This is a genomic window from Photorhabdus caribbeanensis (assembly GCF_018448885.1).
Lineage (GTDB): Bacteria > Pseudomonadota > Gammaproteobacteria > Enterobacterales > Enterobacteriaceae > Photorhabdus > Photorhabdus caribbeanensis.
In genome coordinates, this window is the sequence record NZ_RCWB01000009.1 from 106440 (window position 1) to 131555 (window position 25116).

Genomic DNA, 25116 nt, shown 5'->3' on the forward strand with positions numbered 1-25116 from the left:
ATATTGATATCATTGCTAATGACTGTTATTGCAATATTCAGTCACGTTTTTCCTCAGGTTATTTATCAGTACTTTTTTTAATTGGGTATTTGGTATAAGGTCGCGCATTTAATGCGAGACCTTAAGAATATTATTGTTTATTCTGTTGAATTAATGGTTTGATTTTATTTTCATAAATATTTTTATCGATCTGAAAATTTACATTTTCCTTCCATTCCCCAGTGATTTCAAATGGCTCTCCACCCCAATTAATATCTTCCGTCTTCCAGTTAAATGTATCATATGGATCAGTAAAATTATCATATAGTTTATAATTTATTACACCGGATATATTATATTTATCACCTGAGTCTTCTGCCTTAATATTTATCAAATTTCCACTAATCGTTGCACCTCCAATAGCCCACAGAGGGTCGATACCTGGTATTTTTGATTCCTTAGCAAAATCATAACCATTTTTAAAATCAATTCGTTCACCATTCTGAATTTGTGAAATAAAACGAGATTGAATACTGCCTTCTGTTCTGCCAAATGCACCTGGCTTCTGCATTAATACACGAATTCTATCATGCACACCGATTTCAGAGAGAGTGAGTTCTCGACCTGATTTTCCTGTAAAATGAAAAAACATTCCCAATCCACTCATGCTATTATCTGTAGTCAATAATTTTTTAGTATTTGTTTTGATCTCTTCTTTTGCCGGTGTTATTTTATTTAATACATTAATGAGTTCATGTTTTGCATTATATAAATCCATCGCTGGTGCTACAACGTATTCATTCCAAACCCCGGTCCAATCTCCCCGATATCCAAGCACGGCTTTTGCTCAATCAATAACTTGAAATCAACAACATTTGTTTTTAGTGCTTCGGAAGAATTCTCAGAAGCCAATTTATTTAATATGACCAACAACATTTCTGCTTTTAGAAGAGAGTCGTCAAAATCATAAGAAACGTTTTTCTCAGAATCTTCTAATTCTTTTGTTACATTGGTTAATTTTTTATCAATAACTTCAAGATCGTTTTCTCTAAAGTAATGGTCTACGTCTTTATAAGGAGTTCCAGGTTGTCCCCAGGGTCTATTAATGGGGGGTGTCCAATTATAGGTTGGAGGCTGTGTTGGTTTATTATAGATACCTGTATAATGAGTAATGCTATGCCCTCCACCCGGAACCCCAGGAAAAACGGGGGTTGTCGTTGTTGTCCAGCCATTTCCATGATTGATTGTACTTCCCGGAGGAAAAACCCTGCCAAGGGGAATAACAGGGCCGAAATTAAAATTAGACATAAAAAACCTTTCAGACAATTTAAGTGGTTTTGGTGGGGCTGTCGGCCTGAATAAGGCGGGGACGAGTTTGGTTGTTGGCGCAGGTCCAATCAAGCTTGGTTCTGAGTCCGAAGCCGGTGCAGTTTATGTTTTTGAGAATATCAAATGATGGTCTAATCTAGGATAGCCCCATTTTTTGTATATATTACAAGGAAATGGGACTACCACAATGGGTGGTAATGCTCTGACACAGTGCGCGGCTAATGGTCGGTAAACTTATAAGTAAGCCGCTGAAATTTCTGTCAGACTCAGCGGATTCAATATTGTCTGAAAAAATAGTCGATCATTTCCTGTTCAATTTCAAAGGCAAAGGCATCACGTCGTTCTGCCAGGTAGCTTTTTAGTACAGTGAGTGAGCGTAGGCTTTCGCGCAGTTGGATTTCGTTTTCTATATTTTGTCGCAATTTTTTGCAATGTTCGCGGAGGTTATTCTCTATTGCCTTCGATGTATTACCTCCCAGTGTGCGCCAAATCATGCCCGGTAATGAATCAGATTGTTTTAGCTGATTAAGCTCATTGGCTAATATGTCTATACGTGCTTTGAGCAATTTATTGATGTCGGATATATCCTGGCTGTTAAAACTGAAAGTTGGATCAATGTACTTGTGGTACATGTTTATTATCGTCCAGACATCATTATCTTTCTTGGCTTGCGATAACTGTACCATCAATTGGTTTTTTTTCTTTTTCTCATCTAAATCCTGTTCACGATCCGGATGCAGTACCTTGGCTATTTTTCTATACATTTGGCTCACTTCCTGCGATTTAAACAAAGAATCCAGTTTTTTCTGGTCTTCTGCCGCAGGATCGAAGTCAGAGGTCTCTTCTGCATCATATTCATCGTAGAAATGTTCTGATTCCCGTTGAAAATGCTGTTCTATGGTGGCACGCATTTTTTCGGGATTTTTTATCATATCAAGTAATTCTTCATCAGATATTTCTTCATTAAAATCAAAATATTCACCAAAAGTCTGCCGGATATCAGCCATCTGTTCTGGTGTCGGAATTTCCTCTTCTTTAAACGCATGAAGATTGGAAAAGTGATCGGTCAACTTATTGAGATCAAGGTTTTCGTTAAAGGGGTAAGTACATAACTCAGCAAGCTCTTCTTCTATCCAGGAAAATAGTTCTCTTCGTTGGTTTTTCCCCAGCGATTTTTTATCGGCAAATGAAAGCAACCGCGCCGCTTTATCATATCTGGACTGCATATATTGATGCTCTACCGGTAAGACCTCCTGTTGAAAGCGCATGAACAGTTCGTCTTGCTGCTGTTGTAACTTAGCGATCTTCAACTGGTATTTTTCGATGGACGTCCAGTAAGCTTTGAATTGTTGCTGAGGCGTTTTTGGCATCTGCTGTCCGCTAGATTTGCTTTTTTTTAATTTCTTGTGCATCAATGTGTTATTCCCAAGATAGATCAATGAAATGAAGGGTGTTCTCGCTGTTAATCCATTAGCCTGATTTTTGATAATCTCCCCGTTGTTGCTTATTCCTATTTTGCAGTATATTTTTGCAACACGCAAAACGTTATTGTTTCGCAATTGTTACGTTGGCTTACAAACAGTGATTTTTGCCAATCCGTTCTCCCCTGATTGCAACAACCATTTCACAGTACATTTCGTTTGAATTATTCATGCTTGAGGACTCTGTGAGCAGATACGAAGCTCGGTTTGAACAGGAAGGTGGTGCTTACAAATACGATCAAAACAATAAAAAGCAGCACTACCGCAATAGGCGGTAATGCGCTGAATTAAACTTGAGCTCTATGGCCGGAAAGCGCAGAGTGACGGGCAGCTTGGCCGTCTGAGCCATAAAGAGAAGGGCTATGGTGGCTTTTTAGAAAAGCGATAGCTTGACTATTTAGTTCAAGATGTTGAGTTAATAGCAGGCCGTTATGGGTATTTAGATCACGAATTTGGGTGACAGCTTTGCCGATCTGTTGCCATAACGTGGCAAGCATAGGTTGTTTATCATAAGGTGCAATGATGTTTAATGTCTTGCTCAAATTAAGACGTTGCTGTTCTGAATGGCTAAGCGCAGATAACAAAAAATTTTTTCGTTCTGTTATCTGGTGCAAATCTCGTGCTTCAATAAAACCCTCGCATAAAATACGCTGTTCTTCCGCCATAGTTTGGGTCAGCGAGGTCAAATAGGTCACTTGCTGTTCGAGTAATTGTTGTAGTGCTTCCATAGCAGGTTCAATTATTTCTTATCGTACTGAAAGTTTTCGGCGGCTTCTTTAAGCAAAGCATCTGCGATTTTACCGCTGTTCATTTTTAAAGTTCCTTGAGCAATAGCTTCTTTCAACTTTTGCACCTTTTGGATATTGATATCCTGGCTGCTTGGTTGAACCAGTTTTGCTTGTGCTTCGCTCAGTTTTACTTGTGCATCGCTGCTTTGTAAGGTAACGCCGGAGGTTTTGCGGGTGCCTTGGGCGCTTTCATTAGTTGGTCGCTGTTGAACAGCAGCGATAGCTAATAAGGGGTGAGTGCGTTCGATACTCATAATTATTATCCTTTGTGGCCAGGCATAGGTTCACCTATGGATCGGAGCAGGTTACATGCCATTTGCATACCTGCAAATCGTGCTCTGCTGGTTATATCGGCACAGTGAAAGAAAACTTTAGGAACTTATAACATGATTTTTACACTGCCGTTTTCTAATGCCTGGCCGGTTATAACATGTCCTGAATTCATTCGAACCCTGACTTTATCAGAAATGGCGGCGTTATTAATAGCTTTCCCTTCATTCCGTATCTGAAAGCCATTTCCCTGTACAACCACCACCACACTCTGGCCTGACCGTATCGCCCACGGGCGGCGTAACATATTACGTGTAATGACTTGCCCTGCTGGGATGTTACGTATCGTAATGCTGTTTTTTATTTCATTTTTGTTAATAACCAGATCATGGGGCAGTTTTTCCAGTAATCCGCTTCTGACCTGAAAATCTTTCTCTGACAAAATATCATTACGTGCGAGGGCACGGCGAGTAACCAGATAATTTCCTGTCACACTGACAGCGACTTGAATGAATTTGCGTTGTTGATGGCAGATAACCGGTAAGGAGAGATTTCCCCAGTTTTGACCGCCGATAGCGGGTTGAATTTCTGGCCGTTCACATTGGGGCCATTGTTGTTTAGGGGTTCTGATGTCAACAGAAACTTTGCGATGATTATCCCTATGTATCTGTTGGAAATAGTGCTCTATAGCTTGGGGTAAATTATTGCCCCATGCCATCGAAGCGATAAAGAAAAATGCGAACAGCCCGATAATCTTTATAGCTTGCATCTTCTCGCTCTCATTATTTCTGTAGGTCAATACGCTGCTGTTTAGTCGCGTATAAGTGTACCTGTATTGAATATCGGTCAATGGGATAAATAGCAATCCAATTAGCGTCTATTCATCCGATAGGCTTTTCCTTCTGCGTTTATTCTGTTTACTGCGAATTTCGCGATCGCGAAAAGCGCAATTAAAGGTTCACAACACAGGTCAGTCACATCAGAGGGAGGAATATGCTCGATAAATTAGATGCAGCCTTTCATTTTCAGCAGGAAGCCCTGTCATTGCGATCACGGCGGCAAGAGATATTGTCCGCTAACATCGCCAATGCGGATACGCCCGGTTATCAAGCGCGGGATATTGATTTCGCCACACAACTGAAAAAAACCATTGCACACGGTCGGGTCGCCGGAAACGGGATCGGGCTGACGCTGACATCCGATCGGCATATTCCTATTCAGCCTCAGAAGAGAATGGAGATGGACTTGCTGTATCGGGTGCCTTATCAGCCAGCGATGGATGGCAACACGGTAGATATGGATATGGAACGCAGCAATTTTATGGATAACAGCTTGAAATATCAGGCTGAACTGACTGCGACCAGCTCTCAAGTTAAAAGCATGATGTCAGTCTTACAGCAAGGATAAGAGCAATGTCTTTACTTAGTGTTTTTGATATTGCCAGTTCGGCATTATCAGCTCAATCCCAACGATTAAATGTCAGCGCCAGCAATATGGCAAATGCCGATAGCGTTGCGGGGCCTGATGGTCAGCCATATCGGGCTAAACAAGTTGTTTTCCGTGTTGCCGCACCGGCAGGGCAAGAAACCGGCGGCGTCAGAGTCAGTGAAATTGTTGATGATCCCACCCCTTTCCGCCTTGAGTATCAGCCAGGGCACCCATTGGCCGATGAAAAGGGTTATGTGCGGATGCCAAACGTTGATGTGGTCGGAGAAATGATTAACACCATTTCCGCTTCCCGTAGTTATCAAGCCAACGTTGAAGTGCTTAATACAACTAAATCGATAATGTTGAAAACATTGACGTTAGGTCAATAACAGGAGTGACTCATGGCTATTACTGGTTCAGTGAATGAATCACTGAATAACATGACTGTTGGTGAGTTAGCATCGAACGGCAAGAAAAAGAACAGTGAAGAGCTGAATAGCAACTTCATGAAATTGCTGGTCGCGCAAATGAAAAATCAGGACCCAACTAACCCGATGAAGAACAATGAGCTGACTTCCCATTTGGCGCAGATTAACACCCTGGCGGGGATCGAAAAGCTGAATACCACACTGGGGTCTATTGTCGGTCAGATAAATAATAATCAGCCTGTACAGGCATCGGCTCTGATTGGGCGAGGGGTGATGATCCCAGGGGATACCATCCTGGTGGGTTCAAAGGAAAATGGAAGCATCAGCACGTCACAATATGGTATTGAACTGGCAAGACCGGCAGATAGTGTAAAAGTCACCATTACTGATAAGCAAGGCGGGGTTGTACGCCAAATTGATCTCGGCGCCTTGGAAGCGGGTGTTCATAATTTTACTTGGGATGGCATAAAAGAAGATGGTGCTATGGCTGAGGGAACCGCTTATAAATTCACCATTTCGGCCAGCTATCAAGGCAGCCCGAGCGTATTTCAGCAACTGAGGCACGCGGAGGTGAAGGGTGTTACTCGTGATGCGGATGGCGCTAAGTTGGATTTAGGACGGATCGGGGCCGTCACAATGGATCAGATACGTCAGATTCTTTAACAAGCAAGAATTTTAACGGAGAATAATATGGCTTTTTCACAAGCAGTAAGTGGTTTGAATGCCGCGGCAGGTAATTTGGACGTTATTGGTAATAATATCGCTAACGCGGCGACATCTGGCTTTAAATCCAGCACGGTTGCTTTTTCTGACATTTTTGCCGGTTCTCAGGTGGGGCTGGGGGTAAAAATATCGGGTGTTAATCAGAATTTTAAAGATGGTACGCCAACGACGACCAATCGCCCACTTGATTTGGCGATCACTCAAAGCGGTTTTTTCCGTATGCAAGGCGGTGATGGTAAGATCTACTATTCCCGTAACGGTCAATTCAAGATGGATGAGAACCGTAATATTATCAACATGCAAGGCATGAAATTGACCGGCTATCCCGCCGCCAGTGTCAATGGTGGCACGCCGGAGATTCAGAAAGGGGCTAACCCAGAGCCGATTACAATACCTCAAGGTATGTTGGCGGCTAAGGCAACAACTAAGGTGACGATGACAACCAACCTTAATTCGATGCATGAAAAACCGACAGAGGCTTTCTCGCCGGAAAATAAGGATTCTTATAACTACCCTACCACTGTTACCACTTTTGATAGCCTGGGTAATCCACATAATATCAAGGTGTTCTTTGTGAAAACGAACGATAACGAATGGCAGGTTCATGCTCAGGATAGTGCGGTAGAGGGCGCTAAAGCCGCTTCGTTGGGGACGTTGAAATTTGATGGCAACGGTAAACTGATTGGTGACAATAATCAGTTTACATTTAATGTTCCCTCTCTGAATGGTTCTAATGCCGCTGATATCACTATTGATTTTAATGGCAGTAAGCAGCAGAAAATTGATGCTGATAGCATATCGACACTCAAGGCAGACGGTTATGCCGCAGGTGAATTCAGTGGCTACCGTATTGAGTCAGATGGCCGCGTTGTCGGCACCTATTCCAATAAACAATCCCAGTTATTGGGGCAGATCGTTCTGGCTAATTTTGCTAACCCAGAGGGGATGTCAGCGCAGGGGGACAACGTTTGGGTAGAGACGGGGGCTTCTGGGAATCCTGTTGTTGGCATTGCGGATTCTGGCGGTTTTGGCAAATTGCTCAGTGGTTCTCTGGAAGCATCCAACGTCGATATGAGCCAGGAACTGGTTAATATGATCGTGGCGCAGCGCAACTACCAATCCAGTGCGCAAACCATTAAAACCCAAGATCAGATCCTACAAACGCTGGTCAGCCTGCGCTGATAGTTTCAGGATAGCATTATGGATCATGTCATTTATACCGCAATGGGCGGCGCTCGTCAGACACTAGAACATCAGGCAGTGACGGCAAATAACCTGGCTAATGCATCGACGCCGGGTTTTAAGGCGCAACTGGCTGCTTTGCGAGCGGTGCCTGTTGAAGGGGCTGCCTTTAATACCCGTACTTTGGTTGTGGCTTCAACGCCGGGTTCTGACAATCGTCAAGGGCCGATGAACTATACCTCTCGTCCGTTGGATGTGGCGATTGGGCAGGGGGGATATCTGGCGGTTCAGCTTGAAGATGGTTCTGAGGCTTATACACGTAACGGTAGCATTCAGATTTCAGCGGAAGGCCAGTTAACCGTCCAAGGTAACTTATTGATGGGGGACAACGGCCCGATCAACATTCCGCCACAGGCTGAGTTAACCCTGGCGACGGATGGTTCTATATCTGCATTGATTCCTGGTGATCCGCCAACACAGTTGGGGCAACTTGGCAGATTGAAAATGGTGAAACCGGAGAGCGATCAGCTAGTCCGCGGCGATGATGGCCTTTTTCACATGACGGAACAGGCGCAAGGGGTACAGGGTGATGTCTTGCCAGCCAGTGATGAGGTGAAATTAATGCCCGGTGTACTTGAAGGAAGTAACGTCAATCCAATGGAAAGCATGGTGAGTATGATTGCCAATGCCCGCCGTTTTGAAATGCAGATGAAAGTCATCCATAGCTCAGATGAAAATGCACAACGTGCTAATCAGCTATTAGCAATGAGTTGATTTAGACACAGAGGATAAAACCGATGATCCGATCATTATGGATTGCTAAAACTGGGCTGGATGCTCAGCAAACTAATATGGATGTGATTGCCAACAACCTGGCAAACGTCAGCACCAATGGTTTTAAACGCCAGCGTGCCATTTTTGAAGATCTGCTTTACCAGAACATTCGTCAACCAGGGGCGATGTCATCGGAGCAAACCCGCTTACCTTCTGGTTTACAGATAGGTACTGGGGTGCGCCCGGTAGCAACAGAACGTATACATAGCCAGGGAAACTTATCTGAAACTAATAACAGCCATAATGTTGCTATTAGAGGAAAGGGTTTCTTTCAGGTTCAGTTACCTGATGGCACCAGCGCCTATACCCGTGACGGTTCATTTCAGGAAGATCAAAACGGGCAGTTGACGACCGCTAGCGGTTTTTTGATCTTCCCTACCATTACTATTCCTGATAATGCGACGGACCTCGCCATAAGCAGTGATGGTATTGTCAGTGTGAAAGTACAGGGGCAATCCGCATCTCAGCAAATAGGTCAATTTACTCTGACAACTTTTATCAATGACAGTGGGTTAGAAAGTATCGGTGAAAACCTGTATGTAGAGACTAGCAGCTCTGGCGTACCGATTGAAAATACACCGGGAATCAATGGCGCAGGGTGGCTCCAACATAAATATGTCGAAACATCTAACGTCAATATCGCTGAAGAGTTGGTCAACATGATTCAGACTCAGCGTGCTTATGAAGTTAACACTAAGGCGGTGTCGACATCTGATCAGATGCTACAAAAACTGACTCAGTTATAACCTAATCGTCAATCAGAACCGCGGGGAACATTCAGTTTCCCCGTTATTCAGGGATAAATAAAGAGTATCGAAGATGGATACAATGGCTGTTGCCGAGACCAGCGCCGTTTGTCAGTTCCGCCATTTACGGAAAAATGTGGCGAATAAATGGCGTTGTAGTATAGCACTGGCGGTATTGTCACTAACGGGCTGTGCGTATATACCGCAAAAACCCCTGGTTGAGGGAGCAACCACCGCAGCACCTTCTGCGGCAACCGCGCCAGTCCCTAATGGCGCTATTTTTCAAGTAGTACAGCCGGTTTATTATGGTTATCAGCCGCTATTTGAAGATCGCCGACCCCGAAATATTGGCGATACCCTGACGATCACATTGCAGGAAAATGTCAGCGCCAGTAAGAACTCTTCGGCCAATGCCAGCCGTAATGGAAAAAACACGTTTTCCGCAGCACTGACTCCCCGTTTCCTGAAAGGGTTAATTGGTGGAGATAAAACCGATCTGGATATGGAAGCTGACAATACTTTTAGTGGGAAAGGCGGCGCTAATGCGAATAACACTTTCAGAGGAACGATTACCGTGACGGTCGATCAGTTACTGGCAAATGGTAACTTACATGTGGTCGGTGAAAAGCAGATTGCTATCAATCAGGGAACCGAATTTATCCGTTTCTCCGGTGTCGTTAACCCACGGACAATCAATGCTAATAACACGGTCAGTTCCAATCAGGTCGCGGATGCCCGCATTGAATATGTGGGGAATGGCTATATCAATGAAGCGCAGAACATGGGGTGGTTACAGCGTTTCTTCCTGAATGTCGCACCATTTTAACAGGGGATGGTTATGATAAAACAATTTGCTGTCAGCCTTCTTCTTGTATTGCTGGCTCTGGTGACAACGACGGCATCAGCGGAACGTATCCGTGATCTCACCACGGTTCAAGGGGTACGGGAAAATGCGTTGATTGGTTATGGATTAGTGGTTGGGCTGGATGGGACCGGGGACCAGACGACTCAGACGCCATTTACTACCCAAAGTTTAAGCAACATGTTATCCCAATTGGGAATTACCGTTCCGCCGGGAACCAATATGCAGTTGAAAAACGTGGCTGCCGTGATGGTCACTGCGAAACTACCGCCGTTTGGCCGTGCCGGGCAGAATATTGACGTAGTGGTTTCCTCACTGGGGAACGCGAAAAGCTTACGTGGTGGTACTTTGCTGATGACACCACTAAAAGGTGTGGATAATCAGGTCTATGCTCTGGCGCAGGGGAATATTTTGGTTGGCGGCGCTGGCGCCAGCGCGGGGGGAAGCAGTGTAAAAGTCAATCAGCTTGCGGGTGGTCGGATTAGTAACGGTGCAGTGATTGAACGCGAATTACCTACTCAGTTTGGTGAAAATGGCATATTGAATCTTCAATTAAATAATGAAGATTTCTCACTGGCTCAACAAATCAGCGATACCATCAATCGTATGGGCGGAACCGGGACAGCAACGCCGCTGGATGCCCGCACAGTACAATTGCGTATGCCGAGAGATAAAAGCGAGCAGGTTAAATTTCTCTCCCATGTGCAGAACCTGACTGTCCGTGTTGATGTCGGCGATGCCAAAGTGATTATCAATTCTCGCACCGGCTCTGTCGTGATGAACCGCAATGTCATGCTGGATAGCTGTGCTGTTGCTCAAGGGAATCTTTCTGTCATTGTTGATAATCCGGTGATTGTTAGTCAGCCAAATACACCGTTGGCCGGCGGCAGTACCGTTGTCACCCGTAATCCGACTGTTGCTGTCCGTGAACAAAATGGTGCGTTGCAGCAGGTTAACGCCAGTGCAAGTTTGAGCCATGTTATTCAAGCATTGAATGCATTGGGTGCGACACCGAATGATTTAATGTCAATCTTACAGGCAATGGAAAGTGCAGGTTGTCTGCGGGCGAAACTGGAGATCATTTGATGAATGATTTTTTAACCCTGCCCGGTGCGGCTTATGATGTACAGTCGGTTAACACATTAAAATCCAATCTGGCAAAAGATCCACAACAGGGGCTACGGCAAGTAGCCCAACAAATGGAAGGGCTTTTTGTTCAGATGATGCTGAAAAGTATGCGTTCATCTCTGCCTAAAGATGGCATGTTGAGCAGTGAACAGACACGCCTCTATACTTCGATATACGATCAGCAAATCGCGCAGAATATTGCTCAGAAGGGTTTAGGTTTTGCCGATATGATGCTCAAGCAGCTTGCTAACAACAAAATTGCCCCTAGCGAAATGGTGGGTAAAGTCCCCGTGACGCTGGATAACGACGTTTTGCAAACCTTGCCAAGGCAGGCGCTTGAGCAATTTATCCGTCGAACGGTACCGAAACCTGAGATGGCGCCTAAACCGCTGCCGCTGAACAGTACGAATTTTGTATCCACGCTCTCGACTCCTGCCCGGATAGCTAGCCAACGCAGTGGTATTCCTCATTTGCTGATTATTGCTCAGGCCGCATTAGAGTCTGGTTGGGGACAAAGAGAGATTCTGACCGCTGATGGTAAGCCAAGCCATAATCTGTTTGGTATTAAAGCGGGCAAAGGTTGGAAAGGGCCAGTAACCCATATCCTGACCACAGAATATATCAATGGTGAGCCGCAGAAAATGAAGGATAACTTCCGTGTTTATGGTTCTTACGTGGAAGCGATTGAGGATTACGTCAAATTACTGACAGAGAGTCCCCGTTACGCCAACGTTGCCCGCTCTGCTACCGCGGAACAAGGGGCTTATTCCTTACAACAGGCAGGTTATGCGACCGATCCCGGATATGCGAAAAAACTGGTCTCAGTTATTCAACAGCTAAAAGGTGCGGGAGAACAGGCGGTGAAAGCGTATACCTACGATTTGAGTAAACTATTCTGATCTTTATTTTGCTCAAGTTTTATTGAGTTCAGCCGATAAATTAAAGCAGTTCAGACTTTGTTTTTAGCTGAAAGATTGTTTGCCGCCACCAGCGGAGACATAAATAAAACGTAAAAGGATCTTCTGATGTCCAACAGTCTTATTAATACCGCGATGAGTGGCCTGCAAGCTGCTCAAATTGCTCTGGGAACCGTGGGTAATAACCTCGCAAACTCCAGAGTTTCTGGTTATAACCGGCAATCGACAGTTGTCAATCAAAACGGCGGCACAATGACGTCCGTTGGCTTTATCGGAAATGGTGTTACTGTCACCAGTATTAACCGTCAATATAATGAGTTCATTAATCAACAACTGTCTGAGGCTCGGGCGAAACAAGGGACATTAACCACTTATTCTCAGCAAATCTCCCAGATTGATAATTTGCTGGCAGACAAAGCGAATAACCTGTCAAACACCATTGATGACTTCTTTACCAGCTTGCAAAATGTTGTCAGTAATGCGGAAGATGATGCAGCCAGAACAACAGCGATTGGTAAATCAAAGGGGCTGGTAAACCAGTTGCAAAGTGCGGATGCCTTCCTGCGTAAAATGGAAAATAACATTAATCGGGGAATAGCTAATTCGGCTGAGTCTATTAATAACTATGCGCAGCAAATTGCTAAACTCAATGGTGAAATTACCCGTATGAAAGGCGGTGGCAGTGCTGAGCCGAATGCATTACTGGATCAGCGTGATCAATTGGTCAATGAACTGAATAAATTGGTTGGCGTGAGTGTGATTCAGCAGGATAGTGATTCTTACAATGTCACTTTTGCGGGGGGATTGACACTGGTTCAGGGAACAACCGCTTACCGAGTAGAAGCGATTTCATCCAATGCGGACAGCAGTCGCATTACATTAGGTTATGATCGTGGTTTTGGTGATGTTGTTGAAATTGATGAAAAATTCATTGATAAAGGGGAATTAAGCGGCACATTGAGGGCGCGTAGTGAAGTGCTGGATAATTCCCGTAATCAGTTAAACCAATTAGCGTTGGTATTGGGCGATCAATTTAATCAGGTTCACCGTGCTGGTTTTGATTTAAAAGGCAAACCGGGCGAAGATTTCTTCACATTTAATAACCCGGATGTGGTTGCCAATAGTAGAAATAAAGGTTCTGCTGATTTTAACGTGGAATATACAGATACCTCAGTGGTAAAAGCCAGTGATTATCATATTAGCTACGATGGGGCTAATTGGAAAATCCAGCGTGCCTCTGATAAGGCGGATATTGCTGCCAAAATAACAGGTAATACACTGGAATTTGATGGATTAAAAGTTGACATTGATCCAACCAATGCAAAAGAACATGACCGATATACACTGAAAACGGTCGGCGGTGTTATTGGCAATATGGCGGTTAATATTAAAGATGCGTCGAAATTGGCGGCTGCCGGTACTAAAGATGGTGGAGCGAGTGATAACGTCAATGCCAAAAAACTCATTGAATTGCAGAACAAAAAATTGGTAGAGGGTAAAGCGTCATTTTCTGGTGCTTATGCTTCTATGGTCAGTACCATTGGTAATCAGACCAGCACAGCGAATGTTGATTTAGAAACCCAGAATAATATTACTAAACAACTTTACGCTGAACAGCAGTCGGTTTCCGGCGTCAACATCGATGAAGAATATGGCGCATTACAAAACTTACAGCAATATTATCTGGCGAATGCGCAAGTTATCCAGACTGCCACAACGCTATTTAATGCTATTTTGGAACTCCGTCGCTAATAAACGTGCCATTTAATAAAAAATAGCCTGAGACATCTTAGGCATTTAGCTGAATATTTAAAAGGAATGAAATTGTGCGCGTAAGTACCAATATATTGTACGACCAGAAAATGACGAGTATCACTACAGCTCAGTCGAAATGGATGCAGCAGGGAACACAGCTATCCAGTGGTCAGCGGGTGATAAATCCATCTGATGATCCGATGGCGGCATCTCAGGGTGTCATGGTTGCTCAAGCTGAAGCTCAGAACCAGCAATATATAACGGCTCGCTCGTTTGCTAAAAACGCGATTTCCATGCAATTGAGCGTGGTATCCAAAGCTGTTGGTGTGGTTCAAGATATTCATGAAAGTTTGGTAGCCACAGTAAACGGTGTATTGAGTGACGAAGATCGTAACTCGCTGGCTATTCAACTGACAGGGTTTAAAGAACAACTGGTGAATTTGGGTAATACCACCGATGGTAATGGACGCTATATTTTTGCCGGTTATAAAACGGATGTGAAACCTTTTGATGAGAGTACAAGCGGTACAGTTAGCTATCGAGGTGGTTCTGAGGAAATGACTCAGAAAGTGGATAGCAACCGCTCTATGATTATTGGGCATACCGGGGAACAAGTCTTTCTCTCGTCTACCAGTAATCCGATAAAAGAGCCGGATGGCAGCCCGAGTGAATCTGATATATTTAAAACCATAGACATGGCGATTCAGTCATTGAAAACACCATTTGTCGAAGCAGATCAAAAGAGTCGTGATGATGCGCTGGAATTGTTGAATAAGGCTAACCGCGGCGCTCGCAACGCGTTGAATAATATCTCTTCGGTGGAATCGGTATTGGGTTTACAACTGAGAGAAATAGAAGACTTAGATAGCTTGGGGGCAGAACGCAGCCTGGCGAATAAAAGCCGTTTGAGTCAACTGGTTGACGTAGAATGGAACTCAGCGATTTCGAATTATTATCAACAACAAGCCGTACTTCAAGCATCGTATAAGACATTTGTTGATATGAAAGGCATGTCGTTGTTTGAGATATTTCGTTAATTTAATTTTCATGTTTACTTTAATCGCTGGTTTTCAGTCCAGCGATTTTCTCAATTAAATAATCCTGTTCTCTGTTCTCCGTTTTTAGTGAATTTACTCTTATCAATATTTTTATTACTGATTCAGGCCAGCAATTTTGGTTAATAAAATCATTATAATTCATTTTAACGTAACTCATTCAATATATTAAAATTTCCCACCAAAACCCGCCTTTTTTATTAGAATAAAATATCGTTATTTCAAAAAAATAAGTTGATTGTTTCTTCCATCTTCTACCCTCCCGTTCATATGTTGAACAGGGAAAAGTTTGGTTAATGAATTTTCTAGTGAATATGTTCGGTAATCATTTAAGTAAAAGAGGGTGAAATTATGGTTGTTTTACATGATCTATTTAATTCCCAGAGCCTCGACCTCACTCAGTCAGGAGGAATGTAATGGCAGATTCAGGGCTGGTTTTTACACTTACTGCGGGCTCTCTCCCGGAGAAAACTTTTGCTGTGGTGGAGTTTACTCTAGATGAAGCGCTGTCAGAGTTATTTTGTCTGGAGGCGATATTAACCAGCGCTGATCCGGATATTAATTTCGCTGATGTTCTGGATAATTTTGCGACACTGACCGTTTATCGCGATGGAAAACCTGAGCGCAGTATAACTGGGATTGTGACTCAGTTTGAACAAAGCAGGACAGGTCGTCATCGCAGTCATTATTCCTTGACCATTCAACCTGCTTTATGGCGTGCGGGATTACGGGTTAATTCCCGTATTTTTCAGCATCAATCTGTGACTGAGATTATTGACATATTATTGAAAGAAAATGGCGTTAGAAACTTCTATTGCCAATTGCGTTATGAACATCCTGAACGAGAATTTTGTGTGCAATATGATGAGAGTGATCTGGCGTTTCTCCATCGTTTATTGGCTGATGAAGGGATGTTTTATTATTTCGATTTCACTGAGGAGCGAGGTGAACCGATAATTATTTTCATTGATTCTCATCGGATAAATAACAAATTTTCATTGCCTTATCATCCAGAATTGGACGCTACAGGAAGCCAATGCAGCATCAATCGATTCAGTTGGCGTGAACAGGTCGGGATTGCCAACATTGTGTTGAAGGATCGTACTTTTAAAAATCCGCGGTGGGGGGCTGACTGTTACTATCACGAACGCCAAATTAATCACCAGCGTTCAGATTTACCCAGTTACACTTACTATGATTTTCCCGGGCGCTTTAAAGATGAGCGTGGCGAGCGCCTGAGTCAATATCGTCTGGAAGCGCTCCGCACTGACGCTATGTTTGGCCGTGCACAAAGTGACTGTTTTGCTCTGGCGCCGGCATCAGGGTTTGCGCTTACTGATCATCCGAAAGAGCAATTTAATACCCTGTGGCTGGTGATTAAAATCAGCCATTACGGTAGACAGCCGCAGGCGGATGAATCCCGTTTCGGTGAAATGGGGACGACCTTAACGAACAGCTTCACCTTTGGCGATCGCAACCGGGTATGGCGTCCCTCGCCTTATCCCAAACCGCGCATTGACGGCCTGCAAATTGCGACAGTGGTTGGCCCGGAGGGGGAAGAGATCTTTTGTGATGAATACGGGCGCGTGCGGGTGCAGTTTGCCTGGGATCAATATGGCAAATTCAATGACCACAGTTCCTGTTGGATCAGAGTCAGTCAGGCTTGGGCTGGTAATCGCTGGGGCATGATTGCTATCCCCCGAGTGGGGCAGGAAGTGCTGGTGGATTTTCTGCATGGCGATCCAGATCAGCCAATTATTATTGGGCGTACCTATCATGCCACTAACGTTGTGCCTAACCGTCTGCCGATAGCAAAAACCCAGATGTCAATTCGCTCAAAAACCCATAAAGGGGAGGGTTTTAATGAATTGAGATTTGAAGATGAAAAAGATCGGGAAGAGGTATTTATTCATGCTCAGAAGAATCTGGCGATTAAGGTGCTTAATTCCCGGGATGAGCGAATTAATTACAACCGTACAACCAGCATTGGCCATGATGACGAACTGGTGATTGCCAATAACCGTAAAGTCACTGTTGATGGGCAACAGGAACATAAAACCATCGGGAACTATGTTGTTCAGGTTGAGGGTGATAAAACGTTGCAGGCCGGCGGCAATGTGGCACAGAAAATTCAGGGTATGCTCAGTATCGATACCAATGGTGATATTACGGTGCAGGGTGGCAACAAAATCAGTCTGAAAGTAGGTAATAGCTTTATCGTTATTCATGCTGATGGTGTCGATATCAAAGGTCCATCTATTAATCTGAACTCTGGGGGAAGTCCCGGGGATTTATTGCGCCCGGCGAATCCGGTCATTTTGCAAGCTGCCGCCAATGCCGGTTCCTTGTTTGTTGCACACTGTCCGAAGGAGGATAACAACTGATGGCCGCTGAAAAATATTATGTCGTCATTGACGGTGCGATTGAATACCGATTGTTTTTTATCTTGGAAAATTTTAATCCCCCTGCGGTTTGTCTTTATGACGAATCTTTATCACCTGAACTGCTTAAGGTGGCGCCTTACTTGGTGGAGGTGACAGAAAAAGTCGGACTGTATTTAGAGGAATGGCAAACATGTTGGGGAATTTGTCTTCACTCAAAAGCGGATATGAAAACATTGCGTCAGCATTTACGCAAATATCTGCAAGTATTATTACCCGATCAAGATAAACCGGTATTTTTCCGGTTTTACGATCCGCGTAATATCTGGGAGTTTCTCAGTGTCCTCAGTGACTGGGAAATTCACTGTTTCATGGGGCCGATAAATAAAATTAGCACTTCTCTGATGGGCGTTAAGCATGAAGATAATTTTCACGCGGTCAGAAAACAATTTCCCGCAGAGGCTGGCTCCAGACAAAAGATGTTGCGGATCACAACAAAGCAATATGCTCAGTTAAATGAGCTATTCGAACAACGATATATTAATAAACTGACGCGATTTATTAATGAAGTCAATTACCATAATGGTGCCGGTACCATAGATCTGCCATACGATTCCCTGTCGGCACATTCAGACCGGGTATTGAAAAACACGCTCCCTGATACACATTATTCTCCCGCCTATATGGATGAGGAGACATTTATTCAACATAAAACCTTAGCGGAGGATTGTTTTTATTTTTGTCGTGATAATGAAATCACTGATGAACGCGCCATTGGTGGGTTTCTCTATTTACTGATGGCGAGACATATCAATCAGTTTGAGCAAATCCCGCTGGCATGGTTAACCGCACTCAGAGACTCCCAGTGGCCGGGTTATTATCGGATGGAAACATTATTAAAAAGCGAATTGGGTTTTATCCCCGATTAGGTAATTAAAAGGTAATTGATATGGTAGAGCAAACTATTTCATCCCGCGCTGGTGTTGCTTGCATGACATGCGACAACCCGGACCCCTGTATTTATAAAATCAGCGTCACTTTTGGTCAGAATACTCAGGTCTGGCCTGAAAAGCCGGTAATTAAGATGGGCCTGATTGATGATGGAAAAGGTCAAAAAGGGATGATACAGATTGAAGGTAAATGTAATAACACGGATAAACATCATGCGGTGCTAACGGGGGGGCAGAAAGAGAAAACGCTAGAATTTAATGCGCCACAGGAGGTGACATTATTTTATAAAGATCAGCTAAAAGACGCTGAGATTGAAAGTGACTTGGAAAGTGTCTGGTTTTATTTATCTAATCTTGCTAATCCGACAGATATGTACAGTGAACCGCGTTATTATAAGTTAATAACCCAGGGTTGTTTGGATAGTCAACAGTACGCGACGATAGCGGTTTATCCGTCGGTCAGTTTTATGGTTTCGGTTGGATTGAGCTTTGATTTTTCCCACGGAGAACGTTCTGTAAAGGAGCGGCGTGATGAACAGAAAAAAGCGCGTCAGGCGATGGAAAATGTCAAGCCTAAAAATGGCAATAAACTGCGCAGTGGGTGGACAACCCATACGGACCCATTTTATCTGACCCGACAGACGGCTATTAACGTCGAATACGCTTTAACGGTTCAGGATATGGATTACTCGGCGAAGTTTGCGGAAGTGAATAAGGTGAGGAAAACCCTGCCCAATTTAGAGGCTATCAATCGGGTGGAAAAACTGTTGGGTTATACCAAAGAATACCTGGCGCCTGATCCGGATTCAAAAGGCACCCGCAGCTACCAACTGCTTGAGCTCAAAGTGGACCCCATCAATATTGGACTGGCTTATGCTTATGACCGAACCACTTCGATGGATGACCGTACCCATTTTCTAGGTTTCAGTGCCGCGCCTTTTATGGGGATGACGGCAAAACTGGATCTTATCCAAATGGGGGCGGCGTATTGCAAGATAGAGAAGGTGGCAGCCAAATTCAGGGAGGCGGTGGCCCGCAGGAATTCAAATGATAAAAACTATTTAGATCTGGAATGTTGCATTATTTTGACATGCAATCTGTCCTTTCAATTGGGTGCCGCTTATAAACAAAAGCAGTGGACTTTTGACGCTGGTGATAAGAATGATTTGAAATTGAGTCTGGAGGGAAAAATGAATGTCGCCTTTAAGACTCATATTATGATAATGGAAGTCGCAATGGGAGCGGGCGTGGCTGTAAAAACAGCGGCGGGTTTTGAACTTGATCAACATGATAAAGGGATCGATCTGGCTGGCTACCATAATGGGATTGTTGCGGAATTTGAGGTAGACGTGGATGCAAAGAAAGAAAATGGTGAAAAATCTATCATTAAAATTACAGAGAAGTGGAAATGGGTTATTGCCGATCCGTTAAAAGCCAGTGAATCTCCGTTAAGAATTAATCTGATAGGGGAAGAGCGGCCTATTACTCGACCGGAGATAGTCCCGGGAGCTGAAACAACATCGTGGGAAATGGGTTATGATCCTAACTTTAAGCCTAAGATGGATAATATCCCGTTTATCACCGGATTACCCGGAATGTGAGGATAAAATGAGATTGAAACTATTATTGCTATTATTAGGAGTGATTATTATGTCAGGTTTAGGTGTGATGGTAATGCAGGGTGCTAATGCAAATGAACCGAGGTTGTATATTCGCAGTTTATTCGATATCCAATATGCCTTTTGTGACATCAAAACCAATGGCGTAACGGGAATGGATAATCGAAACTCAGCCCGGCGAGGTCGGGGATTTGGTACTGCCAGTACGGCTTCCATGTTATTTATGACAAACGGTGAAAATGAAATCAGTCTAGAATTTGGCGCATTGGGTTGGTTTTCCCCGGATAAGCTATCAGATGAAATCCGCAACCACTTTAATCCTGAAGCCAAATGTAATCTGGAATTGACGGCCATGCGCGGTGAAAAGAGCGAGGTGCTGACTGCAATTGAAGTAGCGATAGATAAAAATGGTCAGCCTGTGGCAATAACACCCGCAAATGAAGCGAAATATGCTGATATTAGTACACCAGTGGTGCGTCATACGATTCAGGCAGAAAACGTAGAGGCTGGACATAAAGATAAAGACTATTTTGATATCCGGAAATTTCCACCTGATATGACTTTATATCGGTTTAGCCGAAATGTAAAAATCAGTGGATTACCTGATTGGGAATGGGAGAAAGCAACCCCTTATACAGATACTCCAGAGCAACGTCGGCAATTACAACAAGCTTATGTAGCGGCCTGGCAGGCTTATAACGCTAAGGATTTGAATACACTCCGTGATCAACAAAAAGTTGCGCTCAAAGCCTGGGCTTGGGCTTCCGGTGAAAGTGAAGAGAGTGTTTTTGCTGATCAGTCTGTTTACCATAATATCAAGATAAAAAGTTTCAAAATGAAGCCAATTAATTGGGATGACTACAGAGTGAAAATAATGAATCAGGGAAGAATGGTCAGGTTGGTGAATAAATCAGACCCAGAAAGTTCTCCAATATCTTACTATTATGTTGATGAAGAAGATGGAGAAACGGTTTTGGCTACCGTCTCACCAATTTTTTCATTAATTAATGGCCGTTTTGTTCAGGTAATTTAATGGGTAGCAATATCGGGTTATTTGACCCGATATTTTTCCTTGATGGGAAATGCAATAAAAGTCGGTAATATCGATACAGCATTTGGTGATTGTAAAACGACACTGGAATTGTGGATTTGATTAATATTAAAGTTGAATAATATTCCACTTATCAACGGCTTATACCGGAATGTGAGGATAAAATGAAATTAAAATTGTTATTACTATTGTTAGGAGTGATTGCTATGTCCGATGCTAACGCAAATGAACCGAGGTTGTATATTCGCAGTTTATTCGATATTCAATATGCCTTTTGTGATATTAAAACCAATGGCGTAACGGGAATGGATAACCGAGATTCAGCCCGGGAAGGGCGAGGGTTTGGGACTTCAAGTACGGCCGCTATGCTATTAATGGCAAATGGAGAAAATGAAGTCAGTCTGGAATTTGGTGCTCTGGGTTGGTTTTCCCCAGATAAGCTATCAGATGAAACCCGTAACCGCTTTAATCCTGAAGCGAAATGTAGTCTAGAATTGACGGCCATGCGTGGCAAAAGGAGTGAGGTGCTGACGGCAATTGAAGTAGCAATAGATAAAAACGGTCAGCCTATGGCAATAACACCTGCAAATGAAGCGAAATATGCCGCTATTAGCACACCGGTGGTACGTCATGTGATACAGGCAGAAAAAATAGAAGCTGGGCATATAGAGAAAAAGTATTTTGATCCGAAAGAATATCCACTCAATATGACCTTATATCGGTTTAGTCGTAATGTAAAAATCAGTGGCTTACCTGATTGGGAATGGGAGAAAGCAACCCCTTATACCGATACCCCAGAACAACGTCAGCAATTGCAGCAGGCTTATGTGGCGGTCTGGCAGGCTTATCAGGCAAAAAATTTGCAGGTAATTCGTGACCAACGAAAAGTCGCACTCAAAGCTTGGGCTTGGGTCACTGGTGAAAGTGAAGAGAGTATTTTTGCTGATCAGCCTATTTATAATAATGTCAATGCAAAAAATTTCAGGATGAAGCCAATTGATTGGGATGACTACCGGGTTCAGATAATGAATCAGGGTAAAATGATCAGACTAGTGAATAAATCAGATCCGGGAAGTTCTCCGGTATCCTACTATTACGTTGATGAGGAAGATGGGGAAACAGTTTGGGCTACTACCGCGCCGATTTTCTCATTAATTAATGGCCGTTTTGTTCAGGTAATTTAATGGGTAGCAATATCGGGTTATTTGACCCGATATTTTTACTTGATGGGAAATGCAATAAAAGTCGGTAATATCGATACAGCATTTGGTGATTGTAAAATGACACTAGGATTGTGGATTTGATTAATATTAAAGTTGAATAATACTCCACTTATCACCGGGTTACACCGGAATGTGAGGATAAAATGAAATTAAAATGGTTATTGCTATTATTAGGCGTGATGGTAATGCAAGGTGCTAATGCAAATGAACCGAGGCTGTATATTCGTAGCTTATTCGATATTCAATATGCTTTTTGTGATATTAAAACCAATGGTGTAACGGGAGTGGATAACCGAGATTCAGCCCTGGAAGGCCGGGGATTTGGTACCTCCAGCACAGCTTCTATGCTATTAATGGCAAATGGTGAAAATGAAGTCAGTCTGGAGTTCGGGGCACTAGGCTGGTTTTCTCGGGATACTTTGTCAGATAAAGTCCGCAGCCATTTCAATCCTGAAGCGAAGTGCAAGTTAGAACTGACAGCCATGCTCGGTAAAAAGAGTGAGGTGCTGACGGCTATTGAAGTAGAGGTGGATAAAAATGGTCAACCCGTAGCAACGGTATCTGCGGATGAACCTAAATATGCCGCTATTAGTACACCAGTTGTACTTCGTGTGGTACAAGCAGACAGTATAGAAGCTGGACATAAAGACGAAAACTATTTTGATATTCGAACATTTCCACCCAATATGATCTTATACCGGTTTAGTCGTAATGTGAAAATCAGTGGCTTACCTGAATGGGAATGGACGAAGGCAACACCTTATACGGATACACCTGAACAGCGCCAGCAATTGCAACAGGCTTATATGGCTGTTTGGCAGGCTTATAATGCAAAAGATGTGAATACTATCCGTAATCAACAAAAAATCGCTCTCAAAGCCTGGGCTAGGGCTACTAATGAAAGTGAAGGGAATATATTTTCTGACAAAGATTTTCATAATGATTTCAAAGAAAAAAGTTTCAAAATGAAACCGATTAATTGGAATGACTACCGGGTTAAAATAATGAATCAGGGTAGAATGGTCAGACTGGTGAATAAATCAGACCCGGGGAGTTCCCCAATATCTTATTACGTTAATGATGAAGATGGTGATACGGTTCTAGTTACCACTGCACCAATCTTTTCATTGATTAATGGCCGTTTTGTTCAGGTAATTTAATGGATAGCAATATCGGGTTATTTGACCCGATATTTTTACTTGATGGGAAATGTAATAAAAGTCGGTAATATCGATACAGCATTTGGTGATTGTAAAACGATACTGGGATTGTGGGTTTGGTTAATATTAAAGTTGAATAATATTCCACTTATCACCGGGTTACACCGGAATGTGAGGATAAAATGAGATTAAAATGGTTATTGCTATTGTTAGGCGTGATTACTATGTCAGGTTTAGGTGTGGTAGTAATGCAAGGTGCTAATGCAAATGAACCGCAGTTGTATATCCGCAGTTTATTCGATATTCAGTATGCCTTTTGTGATATTAAAACCAATGGAGTAACCGGGTTCAGTAACCGTAATTCAGCTTTGGAAGGGCGAGGATTTGGTAGTTCCAGCACGTCTTCTATGCTATTGATGGCAAATGGAGAAAATGAAGTCAGTCTGGAATTTGGTGCGCTGGGTTGGTTTTCCTCAGATGCGTTATCAGATAAAGACCGAAATCACTTTAACCCTGAGGCCAAATGCTCGTTGGAACTGACGGCTATGCGTGGTAAAAAAAGTGAAGTATTGACGGCAATTGAAGTGGCAATTGATAAAAACGGTCAGCCTGTGGCAACAACACCCGCGAATGAAGCCAAATATGCTGCTATTAGCACACCGGTGGTGCGTCATGTGATACAAGCTGAAAAAGTAGGACCTGGACATATAGAGAAACAATATTTTTATCCGAAAGAATTTCCGCCCAATATGACTTTATACCGGTTTAGTCGAAATGTAAAAATCAGTGGTTTACCTGAATGGGAGTGGGTGAAAGCAACCCCTTATACTGATACCCCGGAACAACGTCAACAATTGCAACAGGCTTATATGGCTGCTTGGCAGGCCTATAATGCTAAGGATTTGAATACACTCCGTGATCAGCAAAAGGTTGCGCTCAAAGCCTGGGCTTGGGCCACTGGCGAAAGTGAAGAGAGTGTTTTTGCTGATCAATCTGTTTACCGTAGGATCAAAATAAAAAGTTTCAAAATGAAGCCAATTAACTGGGATGACTACCAAGTTAAGATAATGAATCAGGGTAGAATGGTTAGGTTAGTGAATAAGTCGGACTTAAAGAATTCTCCGATATCCTATTATTACGTTGATGAGGAAGATGGAGAAACGGTTTTGTCTACCGTTGCACCGATTTTCTCATTAATTAATGGTCGTTTTGTTCAGGTAATTTAATGGGTAGCAATATCGGGTTATTTGACCCGATATTTTTACTTGATGGGAAATGCAATAAAAGTCGGTAATATCGATACAGCATTTGGTGATTGTAAAATGACACTAGGATTGTGGATTTGATTAATATTAAAGTTGAATAATACTCCACTTATCACCGGGTTACACCGGAATGTGAGGATAAAATGAAATTAAAATGGTTATTGCTATTATTAGGCGTGATTACTATGTCTAGTTTAGGCGTGATGGTAATGCAAGGTGCTAATGCAAGTGAACCGCAGTTGTATATCCGCAGTTTATTCGATATTCAATATGCCTTTTGTGATATTAAAACCAATGGTGTAACGGGAATGGATAACCGTGATTCGGCTCGGGAAGGTCGGGGATTTGGTACCGGCAGTACAGCATCTATGCTATTCATGACTAATGGTGAAAATGAAATCAGCTTGGAGTTTGGTGCTTTGGATTGGTTTTCTCCAAGTGAAATGTCAGATAAAACTCGTAATCACTTTGACCCTGAAGCTAAATGCACGCTGGAACTGATGGCTATGCGTGGTAAAAAAAGTGAAGTATTGACGGCAATTGAAGTGGCAATTGATAAAAA

General features: G+C 43.1%; 24 protein-coding genes and 1 pseudogene. 19 read left to right on the forward strand and 6 right to left on the reverse strand.

Annotated features, from left to right (window positions below; genetic code table 11):
- Nucleotides 1-130: 130 nt before the first annotated feature.
- From EAE90_RS08550 to flgA, 6 genes are all read right to left on the reverse strand, one after another.
- Nucleotides 131-817, reverse strand: a complete 687-nt coding sequence (locus tag EAE90_RS08550; RefSeq protein ID WP_214053142.1) for a hypothetical protein — start codon at nucleotides 815-817, stop codon at nucleotides 131-133.
- Complete coding sequence (locus EAE90_RS08555; protein ID WP_214053143.1) at nucleotides 766-1287, reverse strand: hypothetical protein; 522 nt, start codon at nucleotides 1285-1287, stop codon at nucleotides 766-768. Before EAE90_RS08555 ends, EAE90_RS08550 begins: the two co-directional genes overlap by 52 nt.
- Nucleotides 1288-1583: 296 nt before the next feature.
- A complete protein-coding gene (locus EAE90_RS08560) occupies nucleotides 1584-2678 on the reverse strand; it encodes a hypothetical protein (RefSeq protein WP_214053144.1) in 1095 nt (364 codons plus the stop codon).
- A 398-nt stretch (nucleotides 2679-3076) separates the two neighbouring features.
- Entirely contained in the window at nucleotides 3077-3517 is a 441-nt protein-coding gene (locus tag EAE90_RS08565) for a flagella synthesis protein FlgN (protein WP_036775741.1), read from the reverse strand.
- Between the two features lie 11 nt (nucleotides 3518-3528).
- A complete protein-coding gene (flgM, locus tag EAE90_RS08570) occupies nucleotides 3529-3831 on the reverse strand; it encodes a flagellar biosynthesis anti-sigma factor FlgM (protein ID WP_036775739.1) in 303 nt (100 codons plus the stop codon).
- 125 nt (nucleotides 3832-3956) lie between these two features.
- Nucleotides 3957-4616 carry a flagellar basal body P-ring formation chaperone FlgA gene (gene flgA / locus EAE90_RS08575; RefSeq protein ID WP_214053145.1) on the reverse strand — a complete coding sequence of 220 codons (660 nt, stop codon included), beginning with the start codon at nucleotides 4614-4616 and terminating at the stop codon, nucleotides 3957-3959.
- Between the two features lie 224 nt (nucleotides 4617-4840).
- Between flgA and flgB the strand changes: the two genes are divergently transcribed.
- The 19 genes and pseudogenes from flgB to EAE90_RS08670 form a co-directional block, all read left to right on the forward strand.
- Nucleotides 4841-5254 (forward strand): flagellar basal body rod protein FlgB, encoded by a 414-nt coding sequence (gene flgB / locus EAE90_RS08580; RefSeq protein WP_036807421.1) that lies wholly within the window; start codon nucleotides 4841-4843, stop codon nucleotides 5252-5254.
- Between the two features lie 5 nt (nucleotides 5255-5259).
- Complete coding sequence (gene flgC, locus EAE90_RS08585; RefSeq protein ID WP_036775735.1) at nucleotides 5260-5664, forward strand: flagellar basal body rod protein FlgC; 405 nt, start codon at nucleotides 5260-5262, stop codon at nucleotides 5662-5664.
- Between the two features lie 12 nt (nucleotides 5665-5676).
- A complete protein-coding gene (gene flgD / locus EAE90_RS08590; protein WP_214053146.1) occupies nucleotides 5677-6366 on the forward strand; it encodes a flagellar hook assembly protein FlgD in 690 nt (229 codons plus the stop codon).
- A gap of 27 nt (nucleotides 6367-6393) precedes the next feature.
- Nucleotides 6394-7608: a flagellar hook protein FlgE gene (flgE, locus tag EAE90_RS08595; protein WP_214053147.1), complete on the forward strand. Its 1215-nt coding sequence runs from the start codon at nucleotides 6394-6396 to the stop codon at nucleotides 7606-7608.
- 18 nt (nucleotides 7609-7626) lie between these two features.
- Nucleotides 7627-8382, forward strand: a complete 756-nt coding sequence (locus EAE90_RS08600; RefSeq protein WP_214053148.1) for a flagellar basal body rod protein FlgF — start codon at nucleotides 7627-7629, stop codon at nucleotides 8380-8382.
- 23 nt (nucleotides 8383-8405) lie between these two features.
- Nucleotides 8406-9188, forward strand: a complete 783-nt coding sequence (flgG, locus tag EAE90_RS08605) for a flagellar basal-body rod protein FlgG (RefSeq protein WP_214053149.1) — start codon at nucleotides 8406-8408, stop codon at nucleotides 9186-9188.
- A 73-nt stretch (nucleotides 9189-9261) separates the two neighbouring features.
- Entirely contained in the window at nucleotides 9262-10014 is a 753-nt protein-coding gene (locus EAE90_RS08610) for a flagellar basal body L-ring protein FlgH (protein ID WP_246550518.1), read from the forward strand.
- A gap of 12 nt (nucleotides 10015-10026) precedes the next feature.
- Entirely contained in the window at nucleotides 10027-11136 is a 1110-nt protein-coding gene (locus EAE90_RS08615; RefSeq protein ID WP_214053150.1) for a flagellar basal body P-ring protein FlgI, read from the forward strand.
- Nucleotides 11136-12077, forward strand: a complete 942-nt coding sequence (gene flgJ, locus EAE90_RS08620; protein WP_422615983.1) for a flagellar assembly peptidoglycan hydrolase FlgJ — start codon at nucleotides 11136-11138, stop codon at nucleotides 12075-12077. The genes EAE90_RS08615 and flgJ overlap by 1 nt, the downstream gene beginning before the upstream one ends.
- 126 nt (nucleotides 12078-12203) lie before the next feature.
- Entirely contained in the window at nucleotides 12204-13847 is a 1644-nt protein-coding gene (gene flgK, locus EAE90_RS08625; protein WP_214053152.1) for a flagellar hook-associated protein FlgK, read from the forward strand.
- 74 nt (nucleotides 13848-13921) lie between these two features.
- Nucleotides 13922-14887, forward strand: coding sequence for a flagellar hook-associated protein FlgL (flgL, locus tag EAE90_RS08630; RefSeq protein WP_036775725.1), 966 nt, complete (start codon nucleotides 13922-13924; stop codon nucleotides 14885-14887).
- A gap of 434 nt (nucleotides 14888-15321) precedes the next feature.
- On the forward strand, nucleotides 15322-17289 hold the full coding sequence (locus EAE90_RS08635) for a type VI secretion system Vgr family protein (RefSeq protein WP_214053153.1): 1968 nt from the start codon (nucleotides 15322-15324) through the stop codon (nucleotides 17287-17289).
- On the forward strand, nucleotides 17289-18215 hold the full coding sequence (locus EAE90_RS08640) for a DUF4123 domain-containing protein (protein ID WP_214053154.1): 927 nt from the start codon (nucleotides 17289-17291) through the stop codon (nucleotides 18213-18215). The genes EAE90_RS08635 and EAE90_RS08640 overlap by 1 nt, the downstream gene beginning before the upstream one ends.
- Before the next feature lie 20 nt (nucleotides 18216-18235).
- Nucleotides 18236-19837: a hypothetical protein gene (locus EAE90_RS08645; RefSeq protein WP_214053155.1), complete on the forward strand. Its 1602-nt coding sequence runs from the start codon at nucleotides 18236-18238 to the stop codon at nucleotides 19835-19837.
- Between the two features lie 49 nt (nucleotides 19838-19886).
- Complete coding sequence (locus tag EAE90_RS08650; protein ID WP_246550519.1) at nucleotides 19887-20888, forward strand: hypothetical protein; 1002 nt, start codon at nucleotides 19887-19889, stop codon at nucleotides 20886-20888.
- Between the two features lie 182 nt (nucleotides 20889-21070).
- The gene (locus tag EAE90_RS08655; protein WP_214053157.1) at nucleotides 21071-22090 is read left to right on the forward strand and encodes a hypothetical protein; all 1020 of its coding nucleotides are present in this window, start codon (nucleotides 21071-21073) and stop codon (nucleotides 22088-22090) included.
- Nucleotides 22091-22272: 182 nt separating this feature from the next.
- Complete coding sequence (locus EAE90_RS08660) at nucleotides 22273-23289, forward strand: hypothetical protein (RefSeq protein WP_214053158.1); 1017 nt, start codon at nucleotides 22273-22275, stop codon at nucleotides 23287-23289.
- A gap of 182 nt (nucleotides 23290-23471) precedes the next feature.
- On the forward strand, nucleotides 23472-24515 hold the full coding sequence (locus EAE90_RS08665) for a hypothetical protein (RefSeq protein WP_214053159.1): 1044 nt from the start codon (nucleotides 23472-23474) through the stop codon (nucleotides 24513-24515).
- A gap of 182 nt (nucleotides 24516-24697) precedes the next feature.
- Nucleotides 24698-25116, forward strand: a pseudogene (locus EAE90_RS08670) (hypothetical protein); the annotation flags it as partial.